26 protein-coding genes are annotated in these 20,112 nt (G+C 39.9%); 20 read left to right on the plus strand and 6 right to left on the minus strand.

Annotation, left to right across the window (positions count from 1 at the left end; all coding sequences use genetic code 11):
- Window positions 1-6: 6 nt before the first annotated feature.
- Window positions 7-723, plus strand: coding sequence for a DUF554 domain-containing protein (locus C1G49_RS06485; RefSeq protein WP_105125045.1), 717 nt, complete (start codon window positions 7-9; stop codon window positions 721-723).
- A gap of 26 nt (window positions 724-749) precedes the next feature.
- On the opposite strand, the gene C1G49_RS06490 is transcribed toward C1G49_RS06485, so the two are convergent.
- A complete protein-coding gene (locus C1G49_RS06490; RefSeq protein ID WP_105125046.1) occupies window positions 750-1,268 on the minus strand; it encodes a GNAT family N-acetyltransferase in 519 nt (172 codons plus the stop codon).
- 12 nt (window positions 1,269-1,280) lie between these two features.
- The gene (locus tag C1G49_RS06495; protein WP_105125047.1) at window positions 1,281-3,788 is read right to left on the minus strand and encodes a bifunctional 2',3'-cyclic-nucleotide 2'-phosphodiesterase/3'-nucleotidase; all 2,508 of its coding nucleotides are present in this window, start codon (window positions 3,786-3,788) and stop codon (window positions 1,281-1,283) included.
- Between the two features lie 252 nt (window positions 3,789-4,040).
- Here C1G49_RS06495 and C1G49_RS06500 point away from each other — a divergent pair, with 252 nt between their 5' ends.
- The 16 genes from C1G49_RS06500 (at window position 4,041) to C1G49_RS06570 (ending at window position 15,007) form a co-directional block, all read left to right on the plus strand.
- Complete coding sequence (locus C1G49_RS06500) at window positions 4,041-6,242, plus strand: RelA/SpoT family protein (RefSeq protein ID WP_105125048.1); 2,202 nt, start codon at window positions 4,041-4,043, stop codon at window positions 6,240-6,242.
- Between the two features lies 1 nt (window position 6,243).
- Complete coding sequence (dtd, locus tag C1G49_RS06505; RefSeq protein WP_105125049.1) at window positions 6,244-6,687, plus strand: D-aminoacyl-tRNA deacylase; 444 nt, start codon at window positions 6,244-6,246, stop codon at window positions 6,685-6,687.
- Between the two features lie 61 nt (window positions 6,688-6,748).
- Window positions 6,749-6,934 carry a hypothetical protein gene (locus tag C1G49_RS06510; RefSeq protein ID WP_024379357.1) on the plus strand — a complete coding sequence of 62 codons (186 nt, stop codon included), beginning with the start codon at window positions 6,749-6,751 and terminating at the stop codon, window positions 6,932-6,934.
- Window positions 6,935-7,745: 811 nt separating this feature from the next.
- On the plus strand, window positions 7,746-8,483 hold the full coding sequence (locus tag C1G49_RS06525) for a response regulator transcription factor (RefSeq protein ID WP_105125050.1): 738 nt from the start codon (window positions 7,746-7,748) through the stop codon (window positions 8,481-8,483).
- On the plus strand, window positions 8,483-9,823 hold the full coding sequence (locus tag C1G49_RS06530; RefSeq protein ID WP_105125051.1) for a sensor histidine kinase: 1,341 nt from the start codon (window positions 8,483-8,485) through the stop codon (window positions 9,821-9,823). The genes C1G49_RS06525 and C1G49_RS06530 overlap by 1 nt, the downstream gene beginning before the upstream one ends.
- Before the next feature lie 163 nt (window positions 9,824-9,986).
- The gene (locus C1G49_RS06535; protein ID WP_002942002.1) at window positions 9,987-10,145 is read left to right on the plus strand and encodes a hypothetical protein; all 159 of its coding nucleotides are present in this window, start codon (window positions 9,987-9,989) and stop codon (window positions 10,143-10,145) included.
- A 40-nt stretch (window positions 10,146-10,185) separates the two neighbouring features.
- Window positions 10,186-10,347 carry a hypothetical protein gene (locus C1G49_RS11075; protein WP_002942006.1) on the plus strand — a complete coding sequence of 54 codons (162 nt, stop codon included), beginning with the start codon at window positions 10,186-10,188 and terminating at the stop codon, window positions 10,345-10,347.
- A 73-nt stretch (window positions 10,348-10,420) separates the two neighbouring features.
- Window positions 10,421-10,588, plus strand: a complete 168-nt coding sequence (locus C1G49_RS11080; RefSeq protein WP_153309456.1) for a hypothetical protein — start codon at window positions 10,421-10,423, stop codon at window positions 10,586-10,588.
- On the plus strand, window positions 10,585-10,788 hold the full coding sequence (locus C1G49_RS06540) for a hypothetical protein (RefSeq protein ID WP_238595855.1): 204 nt from the start codon (window positions 10,585-10,587) through the stop codon (window positions 10,786-10,788). Before C1G49_RS11080 ends, C1G49_RS06540 begins: the two co-directional genes overlap by 4 nt.
- 110 nt (window positions 10,789-10,898) lie before the next feature.
- On the plus strand, window positions 10,899-11,060 hold the full coding sequence (locus tag C1G49_RS11085; protein WP_153597537.1) for a hypothetical protein: 162 nt from the start codon (window positions 10,899-10,901) through the stop codon (window positions 11,058-11,060).
- A gap of 13 nt (window positions 11,061-11,073) precedes the next feature.
- Entirely contained in the window at window positions 11,074-11,247 is a 174-nt protein-coding gene (locus tag C1G49_RS11090; RefSeq protein WP_161942096.1) for a hypothetical protein, read from the plus strand.
- Between the two features lie 1,579 nt (window positions 11,248-12,826).
- Window positions 12,827-13,009 (plus strand): hypothetical protein, encoded by a 183-nt coding sequence (locus tag C1G49_RS06550; protein ID WP_105125052.1) that lies wholly within the window; start codon window positions 12,827-12,829, stop codon window positions 13,007-13,009.
- Between the two features lie 122 nt (window positions 13,010-13,131).
- Entirely contained in the window at window positions 13,132-13,821 is a 690-nt protein-coding gene (locus C1G49_RS06555; protein WP_105125053.1) for a CPBP family intramembrane glutamic endopeptidase, read from the plus strand.
- 40 nt (window positions 13,822-13,861) lie between these two features.
- Complete coding sequence (locus C1G49_RS06560; RefSeq protein WP_105125054.1) at window positions 13,862-14,086, plus strand: hypothetical protein; 225 nt, start codon at window positions 13,862-13,864, stop codon at window positions 14,084-14,086.
- A gap of 3 nt (window positions 14,087-14,089) precedes the next feature.
- Window positions 14,090-14,791 (plus strand): CPBP family intramembrane glutamic endopeptidase, encoded by a 702-nt coding sequence (locus C1G49_RS06565; RefSeq protein WP_105125055.1) that lies wholly within the window; start codon window positions 14,090-14,092, stop codon window positions 14,789-14,791.
- Window positions 14,792-14,812: 21 nt separating this feature from the next.
- Window positions 14,813-15,007: a hypothetical protein gene (locus tag C1G49_RS06570; protein WP_105125056.1), complete on the plus strand. Its 195-nt coding sequence runs from the start codon at window positions 14,813-14,815 to the stop codon at window positions 15,005-15,007.
- 94 nt (window positions 15,008-15,101) lie between these two features.
- Here the strand turns inward: C1G49_RS06570 and C1G49_RS06575 are convergent, their stop codons facing one another.
- Complete coding sequence (locus tag C1G49_RS06575; protein WP_024398777.1) at window positions 15,102-15,443, minus strand: type II toxin-antitoxin system RelE/ParE family toxin; 342 nt, start codon at window positions 15,441-15,443, stop codon at window positions 15,102-15,104.
- Window positions 15,433-15,720 (minus strand): type II toxin-antitoxin system RelB/DinJ family antitoxin, encoded by a 288-nt coding sequence (locus tag C1G49_RS06580; protein ID WP_105125057.1) that lies wholly within the window; start codon window positions 15,718-15,720, stop codon window positions 15,433-15,435. The genes C1G49_RS06575 and C1G49_RS06580 overlap by 11 nt, the downstream gene beginning before the upstream one ends.
- A 225-nt stretch (window positions 15,721-15,945) precedes the next feature.
- Between C1G49_RS06580 and C1G49_RS06585 the strand changes: the two genes are divergently transcribed.
- Both C1G49_RS06585 and C1G49_RS06590 read left to right on the plus strand, forming a co-directional pair.
- Window positions 15,946-16,596 (plus strand): CPBP family intramembrane glutamic endopeptidase, encoded by a 651-nt coding sequence (locus tag C1G49_RS06585; RefSeq protein ID WP_105125058.1) that lies wholly within the window; start codon window positions 15,946-15,948, stop codon window positions 16,594-16,596.
- Window positions 16,597-16,660: 64 nt separating this feature from the next.
- The gene (locus tag C1G49_RS06590; protein WP_105125059.1) at window positions 16,661-17,335 is read left to right on the plus strand and encodes a CPBP family intramembrane glutamic endopeptidase; all 675 of its coding nucleotides are present in this window, start codon (window positions 16,661-16,663) and stop codon (window positions 17,333-17,335) included.
- Between the two features lie 480 nt (window positions 17,336-17,815).
- Here C1G49_RS06590 and C1G49_RS06600 read toward each other — a convergent pair whose 3' ends face one another.
- Complete coding sequence (locus tag C1G49_RS06600) at window positions 17,816-18,325, minus strand: hypothetical protein (protein WP_105125061.1); 510 nt, start codon at window positions 18,323-18,325, stop codon at window positions 17,816-17,818.
- Between the two features lie 72 nt (window positions 18,326-18,397).
- Entirely contained in the window at window positions 18,398-19,057 is a 660-nt protein-coding gene (locus tag C1G49_RS06605) for a metal-dependent transcriptional regulator (RefSeq protein WP_105125062.1), read from the minus strand.
- A gap of 126 nt (window positions 19,058-19,183) precedes the next feature.
- Between C1G49_RS06605 and C1G49_RS06610 the strand changes: the two genes are divergently transcribed.
- Complete coding sequence (locus tag C1G49_RS06610; protein WP_105125063.1) at window positions 19,184-20,107, plus strand: metal ABC transporter solute-binding protein, Zn/Mn family; 924 nt, start codon at window positions 19,184-19,186, stop codon at window positions 20,105-20,107.
- Window positions 20,108-20,112 lie beyond the last annotated feature (5 nt).

Consider the following 20,112-nt stretch of genomic DNA (forward strand, 5'->3'; position numbering starts at 1 on the left):
AGGATCATGTTCGCATTAGGAACCATTATCAATACGGTGGCCATTGCCCTAGCAGGTGTACTAGGGTCTTGGTTTGGGCATTTACTAAAAGAACGCCATCAATCAGGTTTAACGGTGGCGAGCGGGCTAGCTGTCTTATTTCTAGGAATCTCAGGTAGTTTAGAAGGACTGCTGACAGTAGTTGACGGTCAACTCAAAAGTCAAAATAGCATGCTTTTGGTCCTTAGTTTAGCCTTGGGGACTTTGATTGGGGAAGTACTCCATATCGAAGGCTGGTTTGAAAGGCTGGGTGTTTGGCTCCGTGAAAAATCAGGAAACAGTCAAGATGGGCGATTCTTAGATGCTTTCCTGACAGCTTCTTTGACCGTTTGTATCGGTGCTATGGCCATACTAGGAGCCATCCAAGATGGATTGACGGGTGATTATCGCTTGTTGGCCGTTAAGAGTATTTTGGACTTTATTATCATTTTGATTATGACCTCGAGTTTGGGCAAGGGAGCAGGCTTTTCAGCAGTGCCAGTCTTTCTCTTTCAAGGGTTTATTACCCTCTTGGCACGTTTGATTGAGCCGTTGATGACAGCTCAGGCGCTTGCCAACCTTTCCTTTATCGGCTCCGCCCTCATCTTCTGCGTCGGTGTCAATATCATCTGGGACAAAAAGATTCGCGTGGCCAATATGTTGCCTGCTATTCTTATCGCGGTTATTTGGAGCTACTTTGCATAAGAAAAACCAGGATTTCCTGGTTTTTGCTATTTTCGTTCAAATTCTAACAGACTGACTTGCCCCAAGCCCTTCCAGACCTCCTCGATTTGCCCACTCTGTTGAAAACCATTTTTCAGTAGCACCTTCTGAGAGGCTCGGTTTTCTGGCAGGACAAAGGCAATGATTGCTTTTATCTGACATTCTTCTATTAGGAAATGGCAGAGCAGGCTGACTGCCTGACTAGCTAGACCCTGATTCCAGAAGGCATGATGGATCCGATAGCCAATGGTTACCGACGCAGACCGTTTCTTGTGGTCGAAAACTTCCAAAACGCCAATCAATCTCCCTTGATGTTCCAAGCCCAAGAATAAGCATTTCTTCTTATTGAAATCCCTCTGGAAATGCCCAATGCGTTTTCGGAGGGTTTCTTTGTTTTGAGTGGAAGTGTTGGGTGTCATCTGAAAGTGAATGGGATTGGAATAGATTTCCCACAGGTCATCGAGGTCTGTTTCCTCGATTTTCCGAAGTTGGAAGGAGGTAGATTTTAGAGTAGGGAAGGTTTGAATTACATATTTTTACTATTCTTTTTTCTTGCGGAAAGCACCGACAAGGCCCATCAAACTAAAGCCAATCAGGCTAAGCATAGAACTTGCCTCACCAGTTGCAGGGAGTGTTTTCTGCCCTGTTTGATTTGTTGAGGAGGAGGTGCTTGTCTTAGCTGTAGTAGCAAGTTTGTGTTTTGGTGCTGGTGTCGCTGGCTTGTCTGCTGGAAGGGTAATGATCTGACCAGATGGCAGTGTGATTTGAACACCAGTTTGACCAGTTGATGTGTTCGTATTGGTATCTGTTTGGTTAGTTGGAGGTGTCACGACTTTTGGCTCAGTGTAGACAAACTTGAACTCGCCAAATCCTTCGCTTGCAGTAGAAGCTTGGAGGTAAACCAGACCTTCTTGATTAGCCAACAATTCTTTTGCACGATCAGCTGTCAAGAAGCGGAGGTCCAGACCTTTGATGCTATCTGTAAAGGTCCAGTTATTGTCTGCAGTTGGGTTGATGACCTTTTCAGCGATGATGTAGTTGATGATAGCTTGACGGTTTTCCAGATTGAGCAAATAGTTGACAGAGGCGTCTTTGACACCTGGGAAGGTACCGCTAGCACGGTAGTTGTTGGTCACTACGATGAATTCTTGCTCATCTGTAACAGCCTGTCCATTGTACTGAAGGTTGCGGACACGGCTGGCTGTTTCGTTGACCACCTTACCGCTGCGGTCATACTTGTTTGGCTGGGTGATGTCGTATTGGTAGGTTACGCCGTCAATGACATCGAAGTTGTAGGTACGATAGTCCGTATTGATGAGATTTTGTGGTTCTGTAGAGTTTGGATCTACTTGATTGAACTGACCTGCAGACATTTCCAACCATTCTTTTAGTTGGGCACCGTTGACCTTCAAAATAGCCGCGACATTATCGTAGAGGTAGAGGTCTGCTACGTTCTTGATAGCGATTGGTCCAGCAGGAATATCGGTATAGGCAGTCGCGTCGCCACGGGTTCCAGCCTTGAATGGGGCCGCTGCAGAAAGGATTGGCAGGTTAGCTTCAGGCGTTCCTGCTAGTTGCTGTTTGGCATACCAGATTTGAGCATTGTTGACGATTTGAACAGATGGGTCATCTTGCACCAAGGCGAAGAAGCTGTTGATTGGTGCAGTTGTTTCACCGACTTGCTGGCGGACGTAGTTGATGGTTTCGGTATGGGCTTCTTTGGCAAGGTCAACGATACGGCTGTCTGCCACAGTTGATTTCGTGTTAATCTTGCGGATGGCAGCCTTGCTAGAAGTTGTGGTCCATTTACCGTCAGTATAAGTCAAGTTTAGGTCGATCACCCCAAGGTGGTCACCGTATTTACCAGCCATGGTGACAGGAGTGCCGTTGATTTTACCATTTGTGTCGTCCACGCCAGCATATTTAGCGTAAGAGCTTGGTTTTTCAGCTGTTCCTGGGAATTCTGCGTGGGAGTGACCTGTGATGACCGCATCAATTCCAGACAGGCTGGCGATTTGGTAACCGACATTTTCTTCGCCGACTTCATACTGGTCATCACCGATACCTGAGTGAGAAAGAACTAGAACGATGTCTGCACCATTTTCGCGAATAACAGGAACAATGTCACGGACTGCTTCGACCGCATCGCGAACGATGACCTTACCTTCCAAATAGGCCTTGTCCCAGTTGAGGATTTGTGGTGGAACGATACCAGTAATTCCAATCTTCAAGCCGACAGCTTTACCGCTTGTATCTGTAAAGGTCTTGTCAATGATGGTATAGGGTTGATAGGCGAATTCTTTGGTCACAGGGTTGAGAACGTTGGCATTGACAAGGGGCATACCAGCCGTAGCAATGACCTTGCGGAGATAGTCTAATCCGTAGTTGAATTCATGGTTGCCGAGGGTACCTGCATCAAAGCCAAGTGTATCCAAGGCAGTGTACATTGGGTGCTGCTCGCCTTCTTCGATTGGGTCGATGATGGATTTGTAGTTTCCAAGAGGTGTTCCTTGGATGGTATCGCCATTATCAACCAGAACGACGTTTGAGTTTTCAGCCTTAGCTTCTTCAATTAGGACAGCTGTTTTAGCCAGACCGAGTGTCTCCACAGGCTTGTCTTGGTAATAGTCATAGTTGACCAGGTTGGTATGGAGGTCTGTTGTTGCTAGGATACGGACGTCGACGGACTGGCCTTCAACAGGAGTTGTTGTCTCGGTCGTTGCTGCGCGTGTTTCAGTTGCAGGGCTGGTTATTGTCTCCTCGCTAGTTGCTGTGTCACTAGCTGGGGTGCTAGTGCCTTCGGTTACTGTTTCAGAGCTTGCAGGAGTTTCTGTAGCAGGTACAGGCTCAGCCACTGTTGAGGTAGCTACTTCAGAAGAAGCAGTTCCAGTTGTGGCTGCGGAGCTACTTGTTTCTGTTTGTCCTGTTTCAGTCGTTAAGACAGGGGTCTCTGTGCTGGTTTCTTCAGCGGAGACAAGGGCGGTGTTGGTGCCAGCCAGTAAAGCTAGGCTGAGGGCTAGGGCACATTTACTAAAACGAAATTTCATGAGAACCTCCATTTGATATAATCTCAAGAATATTATACCGATTGAAAGCGAAAACAGCAAGGTGTTTTGTAAAAATAAAAAGAAAAACAAAGAGAAAATTCCAGAAAATTTCATAAAAAGCGAACGATGGTTGAGTGAACGATCTTGTTTTGTCATAGTTTTTAAAAGTGAAGCCGGGAGGAATTACCGCTTTCCTTTTTCTTTTCCAGTGAAAATGGTAAAATAATAGGAAATAGTTAGGGAGAGAAACAGATGAAGGAAATCAATTTTACAGGAGAAGAGGTCGTTGGGCTGACTGCCACTTACCTTCCAGCCGAAGATGTTGCTTTTGTTCAGAAGGCCTTGGATTTTGCGACGGAAGCTCATAAGCCACAATTTCGTAAATCAGGAGAACCTTATATCGTTCACCCCATTCAAGTAGCGGGAATTTTGGCAGGACTTAAGCTTGATGCTGTTACTGTTGCCTGTGGCTTCTTGCATGATGTGGTTGAGGATACGGAGGTTACCTTGGATGAGATGGAGGCTGAATTTGGACCAGAGGTTCGCCATATTGTCGGTGGTGTGACCAAGCTGGGTAAGGTCGAGTACAAGTCACATGAGGAGCAGCTGGCTGAAAACCACCGCAACATGCTGATTGCCATGTCCCAAGATATGCGGGTGATTCTGGTGAAGCTGGCAGACCGTCTCCACAACATGCGGACCCTCAAGCACTTGCGCAAGGACAAGCAGGAACGTATTTCACGTGAAACAATGGAAATCTATGCACCGCTTGCCCACCGTCTAGGTATTTCTTCTATCAAGTGGGAATTGGAAGACATGTCTTTCCGTTACCTCAATGAAGTTGAGTTCTACAAGATTACTCGCATGATGAGCGAGAAGCGTCGTGAACGGGAAGATTTGGTCAATGAAGTCGTCGACAAGTTGAGGGAATACACAGAGGAGCGCAATCTGATTGGACAGATTTATGGTCGTCCCAAGCATATCTACTCTATCTATCGGAAGATGCACGATAAGAAAAAACGCTTCGACCAGCTCTATGATCTGACAGCTATTCGCTGCTTGATGGATACTCCAAGCGATGTCTATGCTATGCTTGGCTACATCCATGAACTATGGAAACCTATGCCAGGTCGGTTCAAGGATTACATTGCCAGTCCAAAGGCCAATGGCTACCAGTCCATCCATACGACAGTTTATGGACCAAAAGGTCCAATCGAGTTCCAAATTCGGACGGTGGAAATGCATCAGGTTGCAGAATACGGGGTGGCGGCTCACTGGGCCTACAAGCGTGGTGGCAAGGCAACTGCTTCTGAAAAAGAGCTGCGTTGGATCAACAACCTGATTGAACTTCAAGAGGGGGCAGGAGATGCCCAATCCTTCGTTGATTCGGTCAAAGAGGACATCTTCACTGAGCGGATTTACGTCTTTACGCCAGATGGTGCGGTGCGTGAATTGCCTAAGGACTCCGTACCGATTGACTTCGCCTATGAAATTCATACCAAGGTCGGTGAGCGGGCGACAGGTGCCAAGGTCAACGGCCGTATGGTGCCTCTGACGACCAAGCTCAAGACGGGCGACCAGGTGGAAATCATCACCTCTGCCAACTCTTTCGGTCCCAGTCGTGACTGGGTCAATCTTGTAAAGACCCACAAGGCTCGCAATAAAATCAAGCAGTTCTTCAAAAACCAGGACAAGGAATTGTCTGTTTCCAAAGGGCGTGAAATGCTCCAGAATCTCCTCCAAGAAAACGGCTACGTTCCTAACCAATACCTGGACCGTCGCCACATGGACGAAGTCCTACAAAAGACCAGCTATAAAACCGATGAGGCTCTCTATGCAGCGGTTGGTTTTGGGGAAATCTCTGCCGTGTCCGTCTTTAATCGTCTGACAGAGAAAGAACGTCGAGAAGCCGAGCGGGCTAAGGCCAAAGCTGTCGCGGATGAATTGGTCAACGGTGGCGAAGTCAAACACGACAACAAAGATAGTTTGAAAATCCGTCACGAAGGTGGCGTGGTCATTGAAGGGGCGTCAGGTTTGCTGATTCGGATTGCCAAATGTTGTAATCCAGTACCTGGCGATGAGATTGTCGGCTACATCACCAAGGGGCGTGGGGTTGCGGTTCACCGTGTGGACTGTATGAATCTCAAGAGCCAGGAAAACTACGATGTTCGCCTAATTGATGTCGGTTGGGAGGATGAAAATTCGACCAAGGAATACATGGCAAACATTGACATCTACGGGCTCAACCGTTCAGGTCTCCTCAATGATGTCCTCAAGGTCTTGACCAATGCCAGCAAGAATATTTCGTCAGTCAATGCCCAGCCAACCAAGGATATGAAGTTTGCGACTATCCATGTTTCCTTTGGTATTTCCAACCTGGCAACCTTGACCAGTCTGGTGGATAAGATCAAGTCGGTGCCAGAAGTTTACTCAGTGAAAAGGACCAACGGATAAGATGAAAATTGTATTACAACGTGTATCGCAGGCCAGTGTGACTATCGAAGGAAGCATTCATGGGCAAATTGAACAGGGGCTTTTGCTCCTAGTCGGTGTGGGGCCAGATGACAGCCAGGAAGATCTGGACTATGCTGTTCGTAAAATTGTCAATATGCGTATATTTGCAGATGAGGCAGGTAAGATGAATAAGTCTGTCCAAGATGTGGCGGGCAAGATTTTATCCATTTCCCAATTTACCCTTTTTGCGGATACCAAAAAAGGCAATCGCCCTGCTTTTACAGGAGCGGCAGCTCCTGCCCTAGCCAGCCAACTCTATGATGCTTTTAATCAGGCCTTGTCGGCCTTTGTGCCGGTTGAAGTGGGCGTTTTTGGGGCGGACATGGCGGTCAGTCTAGTCAATGATGGTCCGGTGACCATTGTGTTAGATACCAAAAATCGCTAGACCTCTATACTTTTATAGGTTTATTTGATATACTAATATCAAGAAAATGTGGAGGTGTCGGATGAAAAAGTTATTAACCAATCATTTCTTTTATTTAATCCTTGCTTTTGTACTAATCTTAGCGATTTATTTCAGTGATTTGGATAAACGTTGGATTATCTTAGCAAGTTTTCTCTATTTCATTCCCTCGCAGATTTTATACCGTCGTCGCCTCAAAGAGCGACTACAAGAAGACCAGCCCAAGTAGGCTGGTTTTTTGATGTATAAATTGGACTACAATTCTTTATTAAATATGCTATAATAGTTTTTGCAGAAAAGTAAAGACGGTGGCTCTAATTTCTGAAAGGTAGGTGGTGCCTATGGGCAAATCATCAAAATCTAACAGAAGGGCTAGCCCAAGCCAGCTGGTAAGTGAACTTACTCATCTGGCAACGACAAATCCTATAAGATTTGTCTAGGGCTCGCACTAGCTCGAGTTTTGAAAAATATCGTTTCAAAACTCTCACGTCGAAAGTCTTAGCTTGTCAACCTTTGAGAGGCTAACACTCATGTTTGTAGCTGGTACAGTCATCCAGTTTTTCTTTTATTACTTCGACGAGCGAGGAAACATCGTTTCCTTATTTCCAACTTCAAAGACACCACTGGAGTCTTTGAACTCGCTTTGCCGTACTCTGCAGGGGTAACTTGCTTTCGCAAGTGCTTTCTACAACCTTGTACAGTCACTCGACTGTACAAGCTGTCTGCAGCTCGTTGCCTAGTACTAAAAGTAAACTGGGTGACTATTATCTTTTATCGCTCTCGTGATGTTAGTGCTTGAATTGGTAAAATCGACAAAAAAATAACCGTCTGTAACTTTGGCGAGTTCACGGTTATTTTTTAAATAATTTGTAAACAGCCACCGTCTTAAACGGTTCTGCAATGGGTAGTTGTTTCCCGCAACTACCTTTTTCTATGTTTATTATACATCGGCAGGTCTATCAAGTCAAGTTGGACATTTATCTTTTGTCTAAATATGCTATAATAATGATTATTACTTACAAAAAATGTAGGAGATTTCTATGCTTAATATTTTTGTATTAGAAGATGACTTTTTTCAGCAGAGCAGGCTAGAAAATGCTATTAGGCAGTGTGTTGAAGAAACGTCAGTAAGATATAAATTCCTAGAAGTTTTTGGTAAACCAAATCAGTTATTGGAATCAATTGAGGAAGCAGGGAATCACCAATTTTTCTTTTTAGATATTGAAATTAAAGGCGAAGAAAAGAAAGGCATGGAAATCGCTAAAGAAATCCGTGCTCGAGATCCTTATGCTGTTATTGTCTTTGTAACAACTCACTCAGAATTTATGCCGGTAACGTATCGTTATCGGGTTTCTGCTTTAGATTTTATAGATAAAGGCCTGGAGGATAGTGACTTTCAAAAGGCAGTATCAGATGTGTTAGTGCATGCTTTTGAAAATATTGATCATACTATAGCTGAAAATTCTTTTATATACAAAACTGAAACTGCTCATATTCAAGTCCCTTTTAGTGACATCCTTTATTTTGAAACATCATCAACGATTCATAAAGTCATTTTAAAAACCAAAACAGGTCAGACTGAGTTTTACGGGAAAGTATCCGATATAGCGAAAGCAGATGAACGACTTTACCAGGCACATCGTTCTTGTGTAGTGAATCCATTAAATATAACGAGATTGGACAGAACAAACCATATTGCCTATTTTGAGAATGGAGATTCTTGTTTTGTTTCTCGGATGAAGCAGAAGGAGCTTGCAGATTTACTGGAGATTGACTGATGAATATTTTTATATCTCCATTTTATGATACTATTTTCTTTATTGACATGCTGATTCGTTTGATGATTCTTCAACAAATTAGCGGTTTATTTTTAAGCAAGAAGAAAAAATGTTTTATAGCTTCTTGCTTAACTGTCTGTCAAATAATTCTTTATGATATTTACTTACTATTAGAACCATTTTCTTTTCTGATTGTTATACCATTTTTTAAAACAAATTGGAATAGAACTCAAAAAATATTTTATGGATTATTACCATTTGTGATAGGGGATATGTTTCAACGTATCATCAGCCTTTATTTACGTTTTATTTTTGATGTAGATATTGTATATGCAAATGCTAGTGTTATGTTTGAAATCTTATTGTCTATTTTATTAATTCCTTTTTATTATGGATTTTTCAAGGGATTACGAATAGAATCGAAATATCTTCAAGTTGATACTTTGGACAAAAAATTTAGCGGTATATTTTTGGGATTAAATATTCTATTTATTACTTATTTTCTTTTAATAAGAGGTAATTTATTTTTGGAAGTATTGATGGATAAAGGAATAGTGGATATTAAGATAGATACTTATTTTATTAGAACTAATATACTACTATTATACTTTATTCTATTTACAGTTAGTATGTTGTATTTAAACTATCAGAAGAAAGAAAAGCAAGAAAAAGAAATCCAGGAATTGAAGGACAAACAATTAGCTGATTTAGGTCGTTATAGCCGTCATGTTGAATCACTTTATAAAGAAATTCGAAGTTTCCGACATGACTATACAAATATTCTCGTTAGTTTGAATGAGGCTATAAAAGAGGGAGACATTGTTGCGATTCGAACGATTTATAGTGAGGTTATTGCAGATTCTGATAGAAAATTCTATGATGGAAAATATGATATAGCTAGATTATCCAATATACAAAATCCTGCAGTGAAGAGTTTACTATCATCTAAGATGTTGGAGGCACAAAAAAAGGGGATTGCAATTTCTGTGGAAGTAGATGCTGAAATTGAACCACCTGCTTTAGAGTTGATAGAATTCATAACGATTCTGTCTATTTTATTAGATAATGCTATCGATGCTGCAGAGCAGTGTACAAATGGAAATATTGTATTTGCCTACTTCCAGGAATATGACCGAAAAATTGTGGTTGTAGAAAATACTACTGTCGAGGATAAAGTATTAACAAGTCATATTTTTGAATATGGTCATTCTACAAAAGGAGATAATCGAGGAATTGGCTTGGCCAATATAAAAGCTATTTTAGATAACTATCCTAAATTTTCTATATCAACGAACAGTAGCAATCATCGATTTGTTCAGGAGTTGGTGTTTTTGGAATAAGATTTATAGATGTAAGTCCAGTCGAAAGGCTGGATTTTTTTGCATCTTCTCGAAAAAATGGTCATTCATTACAAAATAACGACATTTCATGACATGGATGAAAAAATGGTGATGTATTAGTCTATACTAAGAGTGTAAAGAAAACAAAAAAGGAGGCACGAACATGAATACTTTAAAAACATACTTCAAAGGAAATAAAAAAACAATCTACATGGTGTTGATTATTGTTGGCTTATTGACCATTTATCCGCCTATTTTTCAAACCATTTACCAAGCAGGTAGAGATTTTGGGCGTAGTTTTGTGAATGCAGTTTTACCGTAAATATGTAGATAGGATAGGAAATTTTAAAGGAGAGAAAGCGATGAAAAAAATGAAAACTGTTAAGGATAGTCAACCGTGGTCAGAGCGTGAAAAAGTTTTGCTCTTGTTACTTTTGGTTAGTGTGATTGATATTCCATCTCTCATTGATACCCTATATCAAATTGGTTATGAATTTGGTCAGGCTCTTGCACTTTGGTTTTAGTAAATGATGAGATGATTTTACGGAATGTGTTTGTTGGTGCATTTTATACGCGTATCGTAAGAGGAATAATTTTATGATTTGGCTTATTAAACTTCTATTGGTTGTTGTAATTTCCATTCCTGTAACAAGTATTTTACAGCCTTTTCACAACCATTACTTAAATGGATTCACGGTTGCGGTCATTTCCGTCATTGTGTCCCATTTAGTGGATAAATATGGGAAAGGTGGGGATGAAGTATGAGTAAAGAGCTGAAAAAGATGTTGAAACTCGGGACACTTTTCCTTGCCTTATTTGTCTTAAATATGCTTTTTCTTAAATGGTTGTCTGTTATAGGATTTGTTATTCATTTTAGCGAAATTAGTTATTTGGTTCCACCGCTGTTTTCAGTCATCGTTCTATCGATGATTGAAAAAAAGAGAAGTAAGAAAACGACTAAATGAAAAAATGGTCATTCATTACAAAATAACGACAGTTCATGACATGGATGAGAAAATAGGGCTGAGTTAGCTTATACTGAATGTGTAAAGAAAACAAAAAAGGAGACACGAACATGAATACTTTAAAAACAATTGCTAAACACCGGCATTTCCACTCCCTACTTGTAGGACTCGGAGCAGGAGCTATCATTGGTCTATGGGGAGTGTATTATGGAATGATTTACCTACTCAGTTACCTTGTCATTAGAGGGTTGAGTTCTGTGGTTAAAAAATAAGGAGGAAAATAAAATGAAAATGATGAAAACTATTTTAGCTGTACTATTCTATTTTTGTTTAGACTATGCAATGAGAGAGTGGCTTGGCTTTGGTAGCCTTGGTTACTGGGCTCTATCCGTTCCAAACTTTTTGCTTCTAGTGATGTTACTCAAACGTAACTATCAGGTACACAAGCCAGTACACTGAGGTTGACTGGCTGGCTTGAAAGGAAACTGGTTATGGATGATCTAAAAATAATTAAAATCGGAAATTATGCCAGTATTGCAATTGACCTATTCGTTTTTTTGATGTAGTTGGTTTCAGTTAGATCTGACGGAAAGGTTTTATTGCCAATCATGCTGATATTAACATTGCTTCACGCTTTGGTGATAGGGACAAGCTACTATTTTTTAAAGAAACGTGGCATGTCGTACAGGATGCCTGTACATCAAAGATACCTCATTTTAGGGGTAGCTCTTGCATCTGCTATACTATTTATGGAGTCTATGATAATGGGAGAAGTGAGCAGATTATTTCTTTTGCTAATCAATGGATGCCTGGTATTGGTTTGTCCTATTGCGAGATTGGTCAACAATACTACTGTTAATTAGGTTCATAGGATGACACCTCGAATAGTCATTTGGGGTGTTTTCGTTTGGTAGAAGATATTCAAAAAGGCTATCAGTCCTTGCTTTTTGAACAGTTTATTCAGCTGAGGTGTTTAAATCAATGTTGGAGGCTGATGTTGACTAAATCGCATCAAGTCAATGCTTCTAGTCAGTTTGTACGAGATACAAAGGAGGCCATTTTCTGCAAGAAGATATTAGGGACTTATGAATCGACACCTGAGAGATTTAGAGTGGAATTCTCGGAGGTTATTGATTACAAGCATTGTAAATGCCTTTGTGGATAACAGATGTTTTATGTTTATGAATAAATAGTTTGAAATTTGTCTAAAATCTGCTATACTAAGTTAGAAAGATGTAGTGCAAAGCACACCAAAGCCCTCAGAAATTGCAGTTTCTGAGGGCTTTTTTACGTTCTCTAGTTTGAGAGATTAACGGGTGTGGTTTGGGCTAGCTGTGGTCGTTGTACTTGCTATCTAGCCACTTGCAAATGCAGTATGCAGCTACATTTGCCATAACAGCAAGTAAGAGCTCTAAGATGTAATGCAAAGCTATTCACCCCCTTTCACGAACTCCTATTGAAGAACGCAATCGGTTTCCGACAGCAATATTATTTTATCATAATTTTTTGTTTTTTTATGTAGAAATCATAATTCAAACTATTTTAGTTGATTTTACAATCTGTCACTTTCAACTCCAGTCAAAAGGCTGGAGTTTATGAATTTTCTCGAAAAAATGGTCGTTCATTACAAAATAACGACCGTTCATGACATGGATGAAAAGATGGTGGTGTGTTGGTCTATACTAAGAGTGTAAAAAATAAGAACAAGGAGAAACGAGATGACAGTGAAAAAGAAAATTGCTATGACAGAAGAACAATTGCTACATGTCGCTATGATAGTCTATACCTTGTATGTGCTGTACTTACTTGTCACCAAGAATTTTGTACCACGCTTCATAACTCCCTATGGACTGTATCTATTTGTTCTCGTTGAAGAAAAATTAGAGAAATTTTGCAAAAAACTATATCACAACTTAATGAATCGATAAAAAATGGTCATTCATTACAAAATAACGACCGTTCATGACATGGATGAAAAATTTGTGCTGAGTTGGCTTATACTAAGAGTGTAAAGAAAACAAGAACAGGAGAATTGAAGATGATGAATAAAAAATTCTATGCAGTATTGATTGCTATTGCACTATGTTTAGTGTTTAAGATTAGTGCGAACGTGTCAGACGATAGCCTTAAAGATTTTTTCAATGTTTTGGCAGTTAGTATCCCAGGTTCAATCATTACTTTTACTGCTTTAGCGAATAAGGAACAAAACAAGGTAAAGTAGGCATTAATCTCGGCGGAGACATTATTAAAGTTGCCGAAAAAGTATTTGCAGGTGTATGCTCATTTCTTGATGGATGGAATAAGAAAAAATATACTGGTGGATGTTAAAGTGGGGTTGATAGAATGGTTAATATTTTAAAAAAGTGTGGCTATGTTTTGATATCTATTTTGGGGTTTATGTTTTTATCTATATTTACTCAAACCCCGGTTGTATCAACTTTTAGCGATGATCGTATCCATGTTAGTAATAATCTTACAGGAGATACTATTCGAATTATAGTGTGTATTGCTTTTGTATTATTATCGCTTTGGTTTCTATCATCTTTTGCTAAACGACTGGATATTACGTTTAATCTACTACAGTTTAAACAAGGAAAAATAAATAAAAAAAGTTTAGTTATCTACTCATCAGTGACACTTTTTTTGACATTAGTATATGTGACGATTCTATATGTTGGAAATGGCTATAATGTAGGATCAGTTCCGACACAAATACTGGAAATGAAGGAAAGACCGATAGTCTTTATATTGTATCTTTTAACCACAATCGTTACTCAGCCTATTTTGGAAGAAATTTTATATAGAGGAATTCTTCAAGAGAAACTATCACGTTATATAGGTTGGGGTTCTATTGTTGTTACTTCTCTCATATTTTCGTATAGTCATGATTATCAAATTGCATTTAATAGTCAGTTAATAAGTTCTCTAATTTATGGACTAGCTTATTATTCAACTGATGATATTAGAATACCTAGCATTGCACATTGTTTACACAATTTCGCAGTAGTTATGGTAGTTATTTTGCTGGGATAATCCGACAGAATAACATTATTAATGAAAAGGAGAACTGAAAATGGAAAACAAACATCAAATGATGACTATCAAAGAAACGAATAAAATTATGCAGTTCTTGCAAGGGCTTGTTGTAGGAATTTTGGTCACTGCCGTTCTTATTCACCTAGTGGTTTGGCTTGTTCTTGGAAAAACAGTAGATGTTTTCTCATCTGACTTCTATCCCACTGTATTTATTGCATTGTATTTTCTAATGAAAGTGAATAAGACTAAAAAGGAGGACTAGCTTATGAAACGTGTTAAAAATATTTTAAAATTTATTGGTTTGATTCTTGTCATCGTTGCGATTAACATAACTCCGATGCGATTGATTGCCATACAGGATTCGATGTCAGGTGTCATGCAGTGGGTTTCTGGCATTGGCTATCTGGTCATTGCGACGGCTATTGTGGTGTGGACTTGGAAACGGTATAAGAAAGGTCTACCTGATCAGCAAAAACGGTTCACATTTACTTGGAAAGATTTTGGGTTTGCTCTGCTATTTTTCTTGGCCGGACGAGTTGTCGGTATTGGCGGAACGTTATTGACCCAGTTGGTTACTGGCAATGCCACCACGGCCAACGATGCAGCACTTTTGGCTACAAATGAGCAATTGGCGAAGATGTTTCCACTATACTTTGTTGCATTTCATATGGCAATAGGCGTCTTTGCTCCTTTTATGGAAGAGCTTGTTTTCAGAGGTTTGTTTAGCAGTTATTTCTTCAAAGAACATCAAAAATGGCTAAAATTGATAATCAGTTCAGCTGTCTTTGCTCTTCTTCATACGATTTATCCAGTTGAGTTGCCACTTTACTTCTTGCTTGGGGCAGTCTTCTATTTGGCCTATGCTCGTCGTGGCAATATTGTGGATGCGATTCTTGTTCATATCTTGAACAATAGCTTGATGGTTATCTTCTCAATTATTGGTTACTTATTGGTACTGTTTGGTTAGTGATGTTAAAGGAGTTCAGTTATGACAATGATGGAAAAATTAGATAAAAAATACCAAGAAGTTGAAACAGCTTATGAGTCTTCCCCGTTTGCAATGAAATTCTTGGTCTGGGTAGGAGTAGCTCTGACCTTGACGACACTTGGATCAGTTCTTGTACCAGCGATTTATTCAGCAGGGCAAGAATTCGGGGAATTTCTATATTTTGTTTTTGGATGAGGGAGTGGTAGAAAATAAAATGAAAAAAGCTGAGCAATCAGCTTTTTATTCACACTCGTTTCGATAGACTTGTTGAAGGTGGGAAAGTATCTCGTTATTTGAGGGTTTGCTTGAATAGATTGTCTAGGTTGTTTAGGTAGTCTGTCCTTGCTCCTCTAATGCGAAGGATATCTACACGAGAGCCACGAATCAAATAGAAGATGAGGTGCTGTTTTCCAGGAATCATCCTTGTTTTTCCTTCTGGGAATAATGCTCGTCCCAGACGAGCGTCGAGGTCAATATATCCCTCTGGAAATATTTCTAAGGTCAAGATAGCTGTGCTTAGAGATGCAAGCACCTTTCGAGCACTTGATTCTGAAAATTCGCGGACATAATACTGGTAGATTTCCTCTAAATCTTGTTCGGCTTTAGCAGATAAATGTACTTCATAGACCATATTTGGCGAATACCTCACGAGCAGGTGTCGTATGTCCTGATAAAACTTCTTGGTAGCCTTCATCAAGCTCTGCAATCAACTCATCTAGAAAAGTATCTGCACGTGCCTCTTCTACCGTTTTTATTGGCAAATCTTGCTCTTCAACCACTCTTTCTACAAATAAATTAAGAGCATCAGAAAGGGTCATATCTTTTTCTGATAAGATTATTTTTGCTTGTTCCAGTATTTGTGCATTTACTCTAAAATTATATTGTCTATCCCTAACCAATCCTGCCATTGTCTTCGACTCCAAATTCTAATGTGTATAACAATAGTGTAGCTATTTGTTTTACATCTGTCAAGCGATAATCTGGTACTGAATATCTTGGATAATATCCGGTGACTTCGAAAAAATGGTCATTCATTACAAAATAGCGACCGTTCGTGACAGGGATGAGAATAGTGTGTTGATTTGCTGTATACTAAGTTCATAAAAAGATTCTATTAGAACGGGAGAGTAGTAATGATTCATTGGATAAAAAGCATAGTGCAGGTTTTATTGTTAACCTTAGTCATACAAGTCCCCTTCATTGCTGAGATGAGTTGGGGGAATATAGATGAACATCTACTTGGTTATATCCTACATGTGTTTTGTTGGATTCTTCTCACTCTTTTCGTTTTTGGGTTATTGGAAACTCTTCGGAAAAACTGTCGTGACAATAGTTTAGATGCAAAAGGCTATAGCTATGGTAAATTGTTTGGATTGGTTATTTTGGTAATCATTATTAAAATTGTACTATTAAATGTTTCCTTGCGATTATCTGGATCGACGGTTGATAATAGTAGTATGCTTGAGCTATTTCAGTCCAAATATGGCTGGATGGTCTTGCTTAGTACAAATATTCTCTCTCCTATCCGAGAAGAGTATCTCTATAGGGGAAGCTTTCAGGAGAGAATAAGGAGTAAGCACTATCCAATCATTAGCGTGTTAATTACAGCCATTTTATTTGCTTTTGTACATAGTTATGAAATTTCTTTTAGTTTCTGGTCGGCACTTTTTCCAGGATTTTTGTTTTCTTGGATTTACTATAAAACGAACCATCTCAAATATCTGATAGTGGTACATATCTTGTCGAACAGTATTGTGACCGTTTTAAATGTTATAAGTATATAAAGGTGTGAGCATTGTGAAAAACAATTGAATAGGCTATAAATGACAATGGAAAGGAAGCGAGAATATGAAAATAATAAAATCCATCGGTTTAGCTGTGGGTACCTTGTTGCTCACTTTGCTCATTCAATTTCCAGTTTATGTGGGGATAACAGCCTTTCAAGAGAATGTGCTACTAAAACTTTCAGTCATGATAGGGCTTGGTTTTGCAATATTGGCACTACTTTCTGTCATCAGACGAGGAATGATGAAGCATCAAGTCTTTTCAAGAGAGAAGCTGAATGTTTTAAAAATAGTCGGAATGACAGCACTGGTATTTACTGGAGAAACTGGCCTGAACCTCCTTTGGCAGTATTTGGGTCTTAGCCCTAGTGATTCTAACGCCTTGGATATAGTCAATCAGTTAAATTCGGACAATTTTTGGGTGATGGCTCTCTCAGTTGTCTTGTTTGCTCCAGTTTTAGAAGAATTTCTTTACAGAGGAATTTTGTTAGAAAAGACAGCCCAGTATTTTCCTAAGCATCCTCAAATGGTCATCGTATTTTCTGCCCTTCTATTTGCCTATTGTCATACTTGGAGCTTTTCAGTGGCATTTTTAGGTCACTTTATCACAGGGACTTATCTGGGCTATCTGTATATGTGCAATAGACGAATGACGGATACTATCCTTGCACATAGCTTCTATAATGCCTTCATTTTATTCCTCCAAATTTTATTTGGTATGGTGCAGATTGGTGGATAAAAATTGACAGTAGACATTTTACGGAAATGCCTGTATACTGAGGATAAGTGGCAATTTTATAATTGCTAACAATCAAGTGTAGAGGTAAGCAGGAATATGAGAAAATTTTTTCAAGACCTCAATCAAGAATATCTGGAAACCAGAAGTTCAGTTGGAGAAGATAGGCTGGAATGGTTCATTCAGAGAAAGATGACCTGGGGCATGCGGTGGGGCTTGGTGCTCATGTTCATGTTTGTCGTGCAGCCTATAACCTACAATCCTTTCTTTCTCTTGGGCTGTTTTTATATAGGTTCTTTTTTGGGTTTGGTATATATCCTAGGGCAAGTGTTTTTTGCAACTAGATCCATTTTCCGCAATTGGAAGAAAAAATAATCGCTCAGCTTGTTTAGGCTGGGCGATTGGTTTTGAAAGAGAATAGAGGAGATTTGATACTCAATGAACAGCAAAAATAGCCCTCTATACCTAATTTTAACTGCATGCTTATTCATTAAACTGTTTGTAGTATTTGTCGTTAAATAGATTTTGAAGGTTTATTTTTGGTTTGGGTTGTGCTTTTAAGATAGGGGGCAGGATTTTATTGAGGAGTAATTCCGCCTCTTTTTGATATTGTGAATCATATTTTTTTTGGTCTATATCATCAGTGTAATAATAAGAATAACTACCGAAATTATTGAAAATATATTTTTTATTTTCTGTATAATTCCAAATACGAATGTAGGGACCATTACTTAATATTATAGAATTATTTAGTAAAATTGCACCATTCCCATCAAGGTCATAGGATAATTTATTGGTCGAAGGTCTTTCAATACTGTCCAGATGAGTTAAAATGATGACCAACTCAGGATTGGTCCCCTCTTTCCGAGGCAACTGTTGGACATAGTACCCTGCGTAGTGAGAGAGATTATATGCGATATACAGCTTTCCAATCCCCCAAAGTAGGAGGCTTATGAAGGTTAGGATAAGGGCAACAAGTAATTTCTTTTTCATCCTCTTTTTCCTTTAGATTTTGATTCGGCATTCCTCTCTTTTTTACTAATACAAAACTAATCGCTCAGCTTATTAGGCTGGGCGATTAGTCTTTTCTACGAATAATTCTTGGGCGATGGCTGTAGGGATAGCCAGTTCTTTGTTCTTGTACTGGATGGTGATGGTCTGGGCAAACTGGTCGAAGGCTGTCACAAGTAGTTGATCGCCGACAGCTAACTCATGTTGTTCCAGGTATTGGAGAAGCTGGTAGAAGTCATGGATACGAACCAGTTGGTAGCTGCCAGTTTCGGTCAGTTGAGACAGCCGGGTCTGGTAGCGTTCTACAAGCAACTGGTTTTCTTTTGGGATGCTACCACCGTGTGGGCAGGTTTGGGGATAGCCCAGCAGTTTGTCCAGTTGGTTGATAAAATGGTCTGAAACGGTGTGTTCTAAAATTTCAGCTTCTTCATGGACTTGTTCAGGGGAATAGCCCAGCTGTTCAACTAAAAAGACTTCTATCAGGCGGTGCTTGCGGTAGAGGTTGGCTACCATTTCCAAGGCAGTTTGGCTGAGGAGATAACCTGCTGATTTATCTTTTTCAATCAGCTCTTCCGTGACCATTTTTTTCAGCATTTCGGAAACGGCTGGGGCGGAAAAATTCATCTTTTCAGCAATCTGCTTATTGGTGATTTTCTGTTCTGTCTGCCCTAGTTCGTAAATGACTTTCAGGTAATCTTCTTTGTTTGGTGTCATATTCTCTCACTTTCTAGTAAGAATAGTATACCAAAATTTTATAAAAATCATTGACAGAAAGAATTTTTTAATATATATTAAAACTAAAGTTAAGCATGCCTAACAAAATGCAAAGGAGAACCTATCATGAAAAAACTAATTCTTAGTTTGGCTCTGCTATTGTCCCTTATCGGACTAGGAGCCTGTCGTTCAACGCAAAGCCCAGAGGCTTCCGACAAGCCACGAGTGGCAGTCACGACCTCTTTCCTCAGCGATATGGTCTATCAGCTGGCAGGAGATGAGGTGGAGCGGGATCTACTAATTCCAGCGGGGGAAGACCCTCATTTGTACGTAGCCAAATCTAGTGATTTATCAAAATTACAAAAGGCTGACCTTGTTCTCTACCATGGTTTGCATTTTGAAGGCAAGATGGTGGAAGCCTTGGAAAAGACGGGAGTGGCGGTGTCTAAGAACTTTGACCAGTCGGATTTGACTACCATGGATGAAGACGGGGAGCAGATTGTGGACCCTCACTTCTGGTTTTCTATTCCTCTCTATAAATCAGCGGTAGCGGTAGCTTCTGAGGAGTTGCAAAAACTGCTTCCGGAAAAAGCAGAGCTGATTCAGAAAAATACGGAAAATTACTTGGCTCAGTTGGATGACTTGCATACTTGGATTGAAAAAGAGTTGAGTGTCCTACCTGCTGAGAGCCGTTACCTAGTTACCCCACATGATGCCTTTAACTACTTCGCAGCCAGCTATGACTTCACTCTCTATGCACCGCAGGGCATTAGTACCGAGTCTGAAGTTGCCAACAGCGATATGATTGAAACGGTCAATATGATTTTAGAACATGGTATCAAGGCTATCTTCACCGAGTCAACAACCAGTCCAGAACGTATGGAAAAATTGCAGGAAGCTGTCAAGGCCAAGGGTGGTCAGGTAGCGATTGTCAGCGGTGAAGGCAAGGAGTTATTCTCAGATTCCTTAGCACCAGAAGGGGAAGAGGGAGCGACATTTATCGATATGTATAAGCATAATGTCCAGTTAATTGTGGAGCATTTGCAGTAAGAAAG

Origin of the sequence: Streptococcus suis (assembly GCF_002960625.1) — a bacterium.
Lineage (GTDB): Bacteria > Bacillota > Bacilli > Lactobacillales > Streptococcaceae > Streptococcus > Streptococcus suis_T.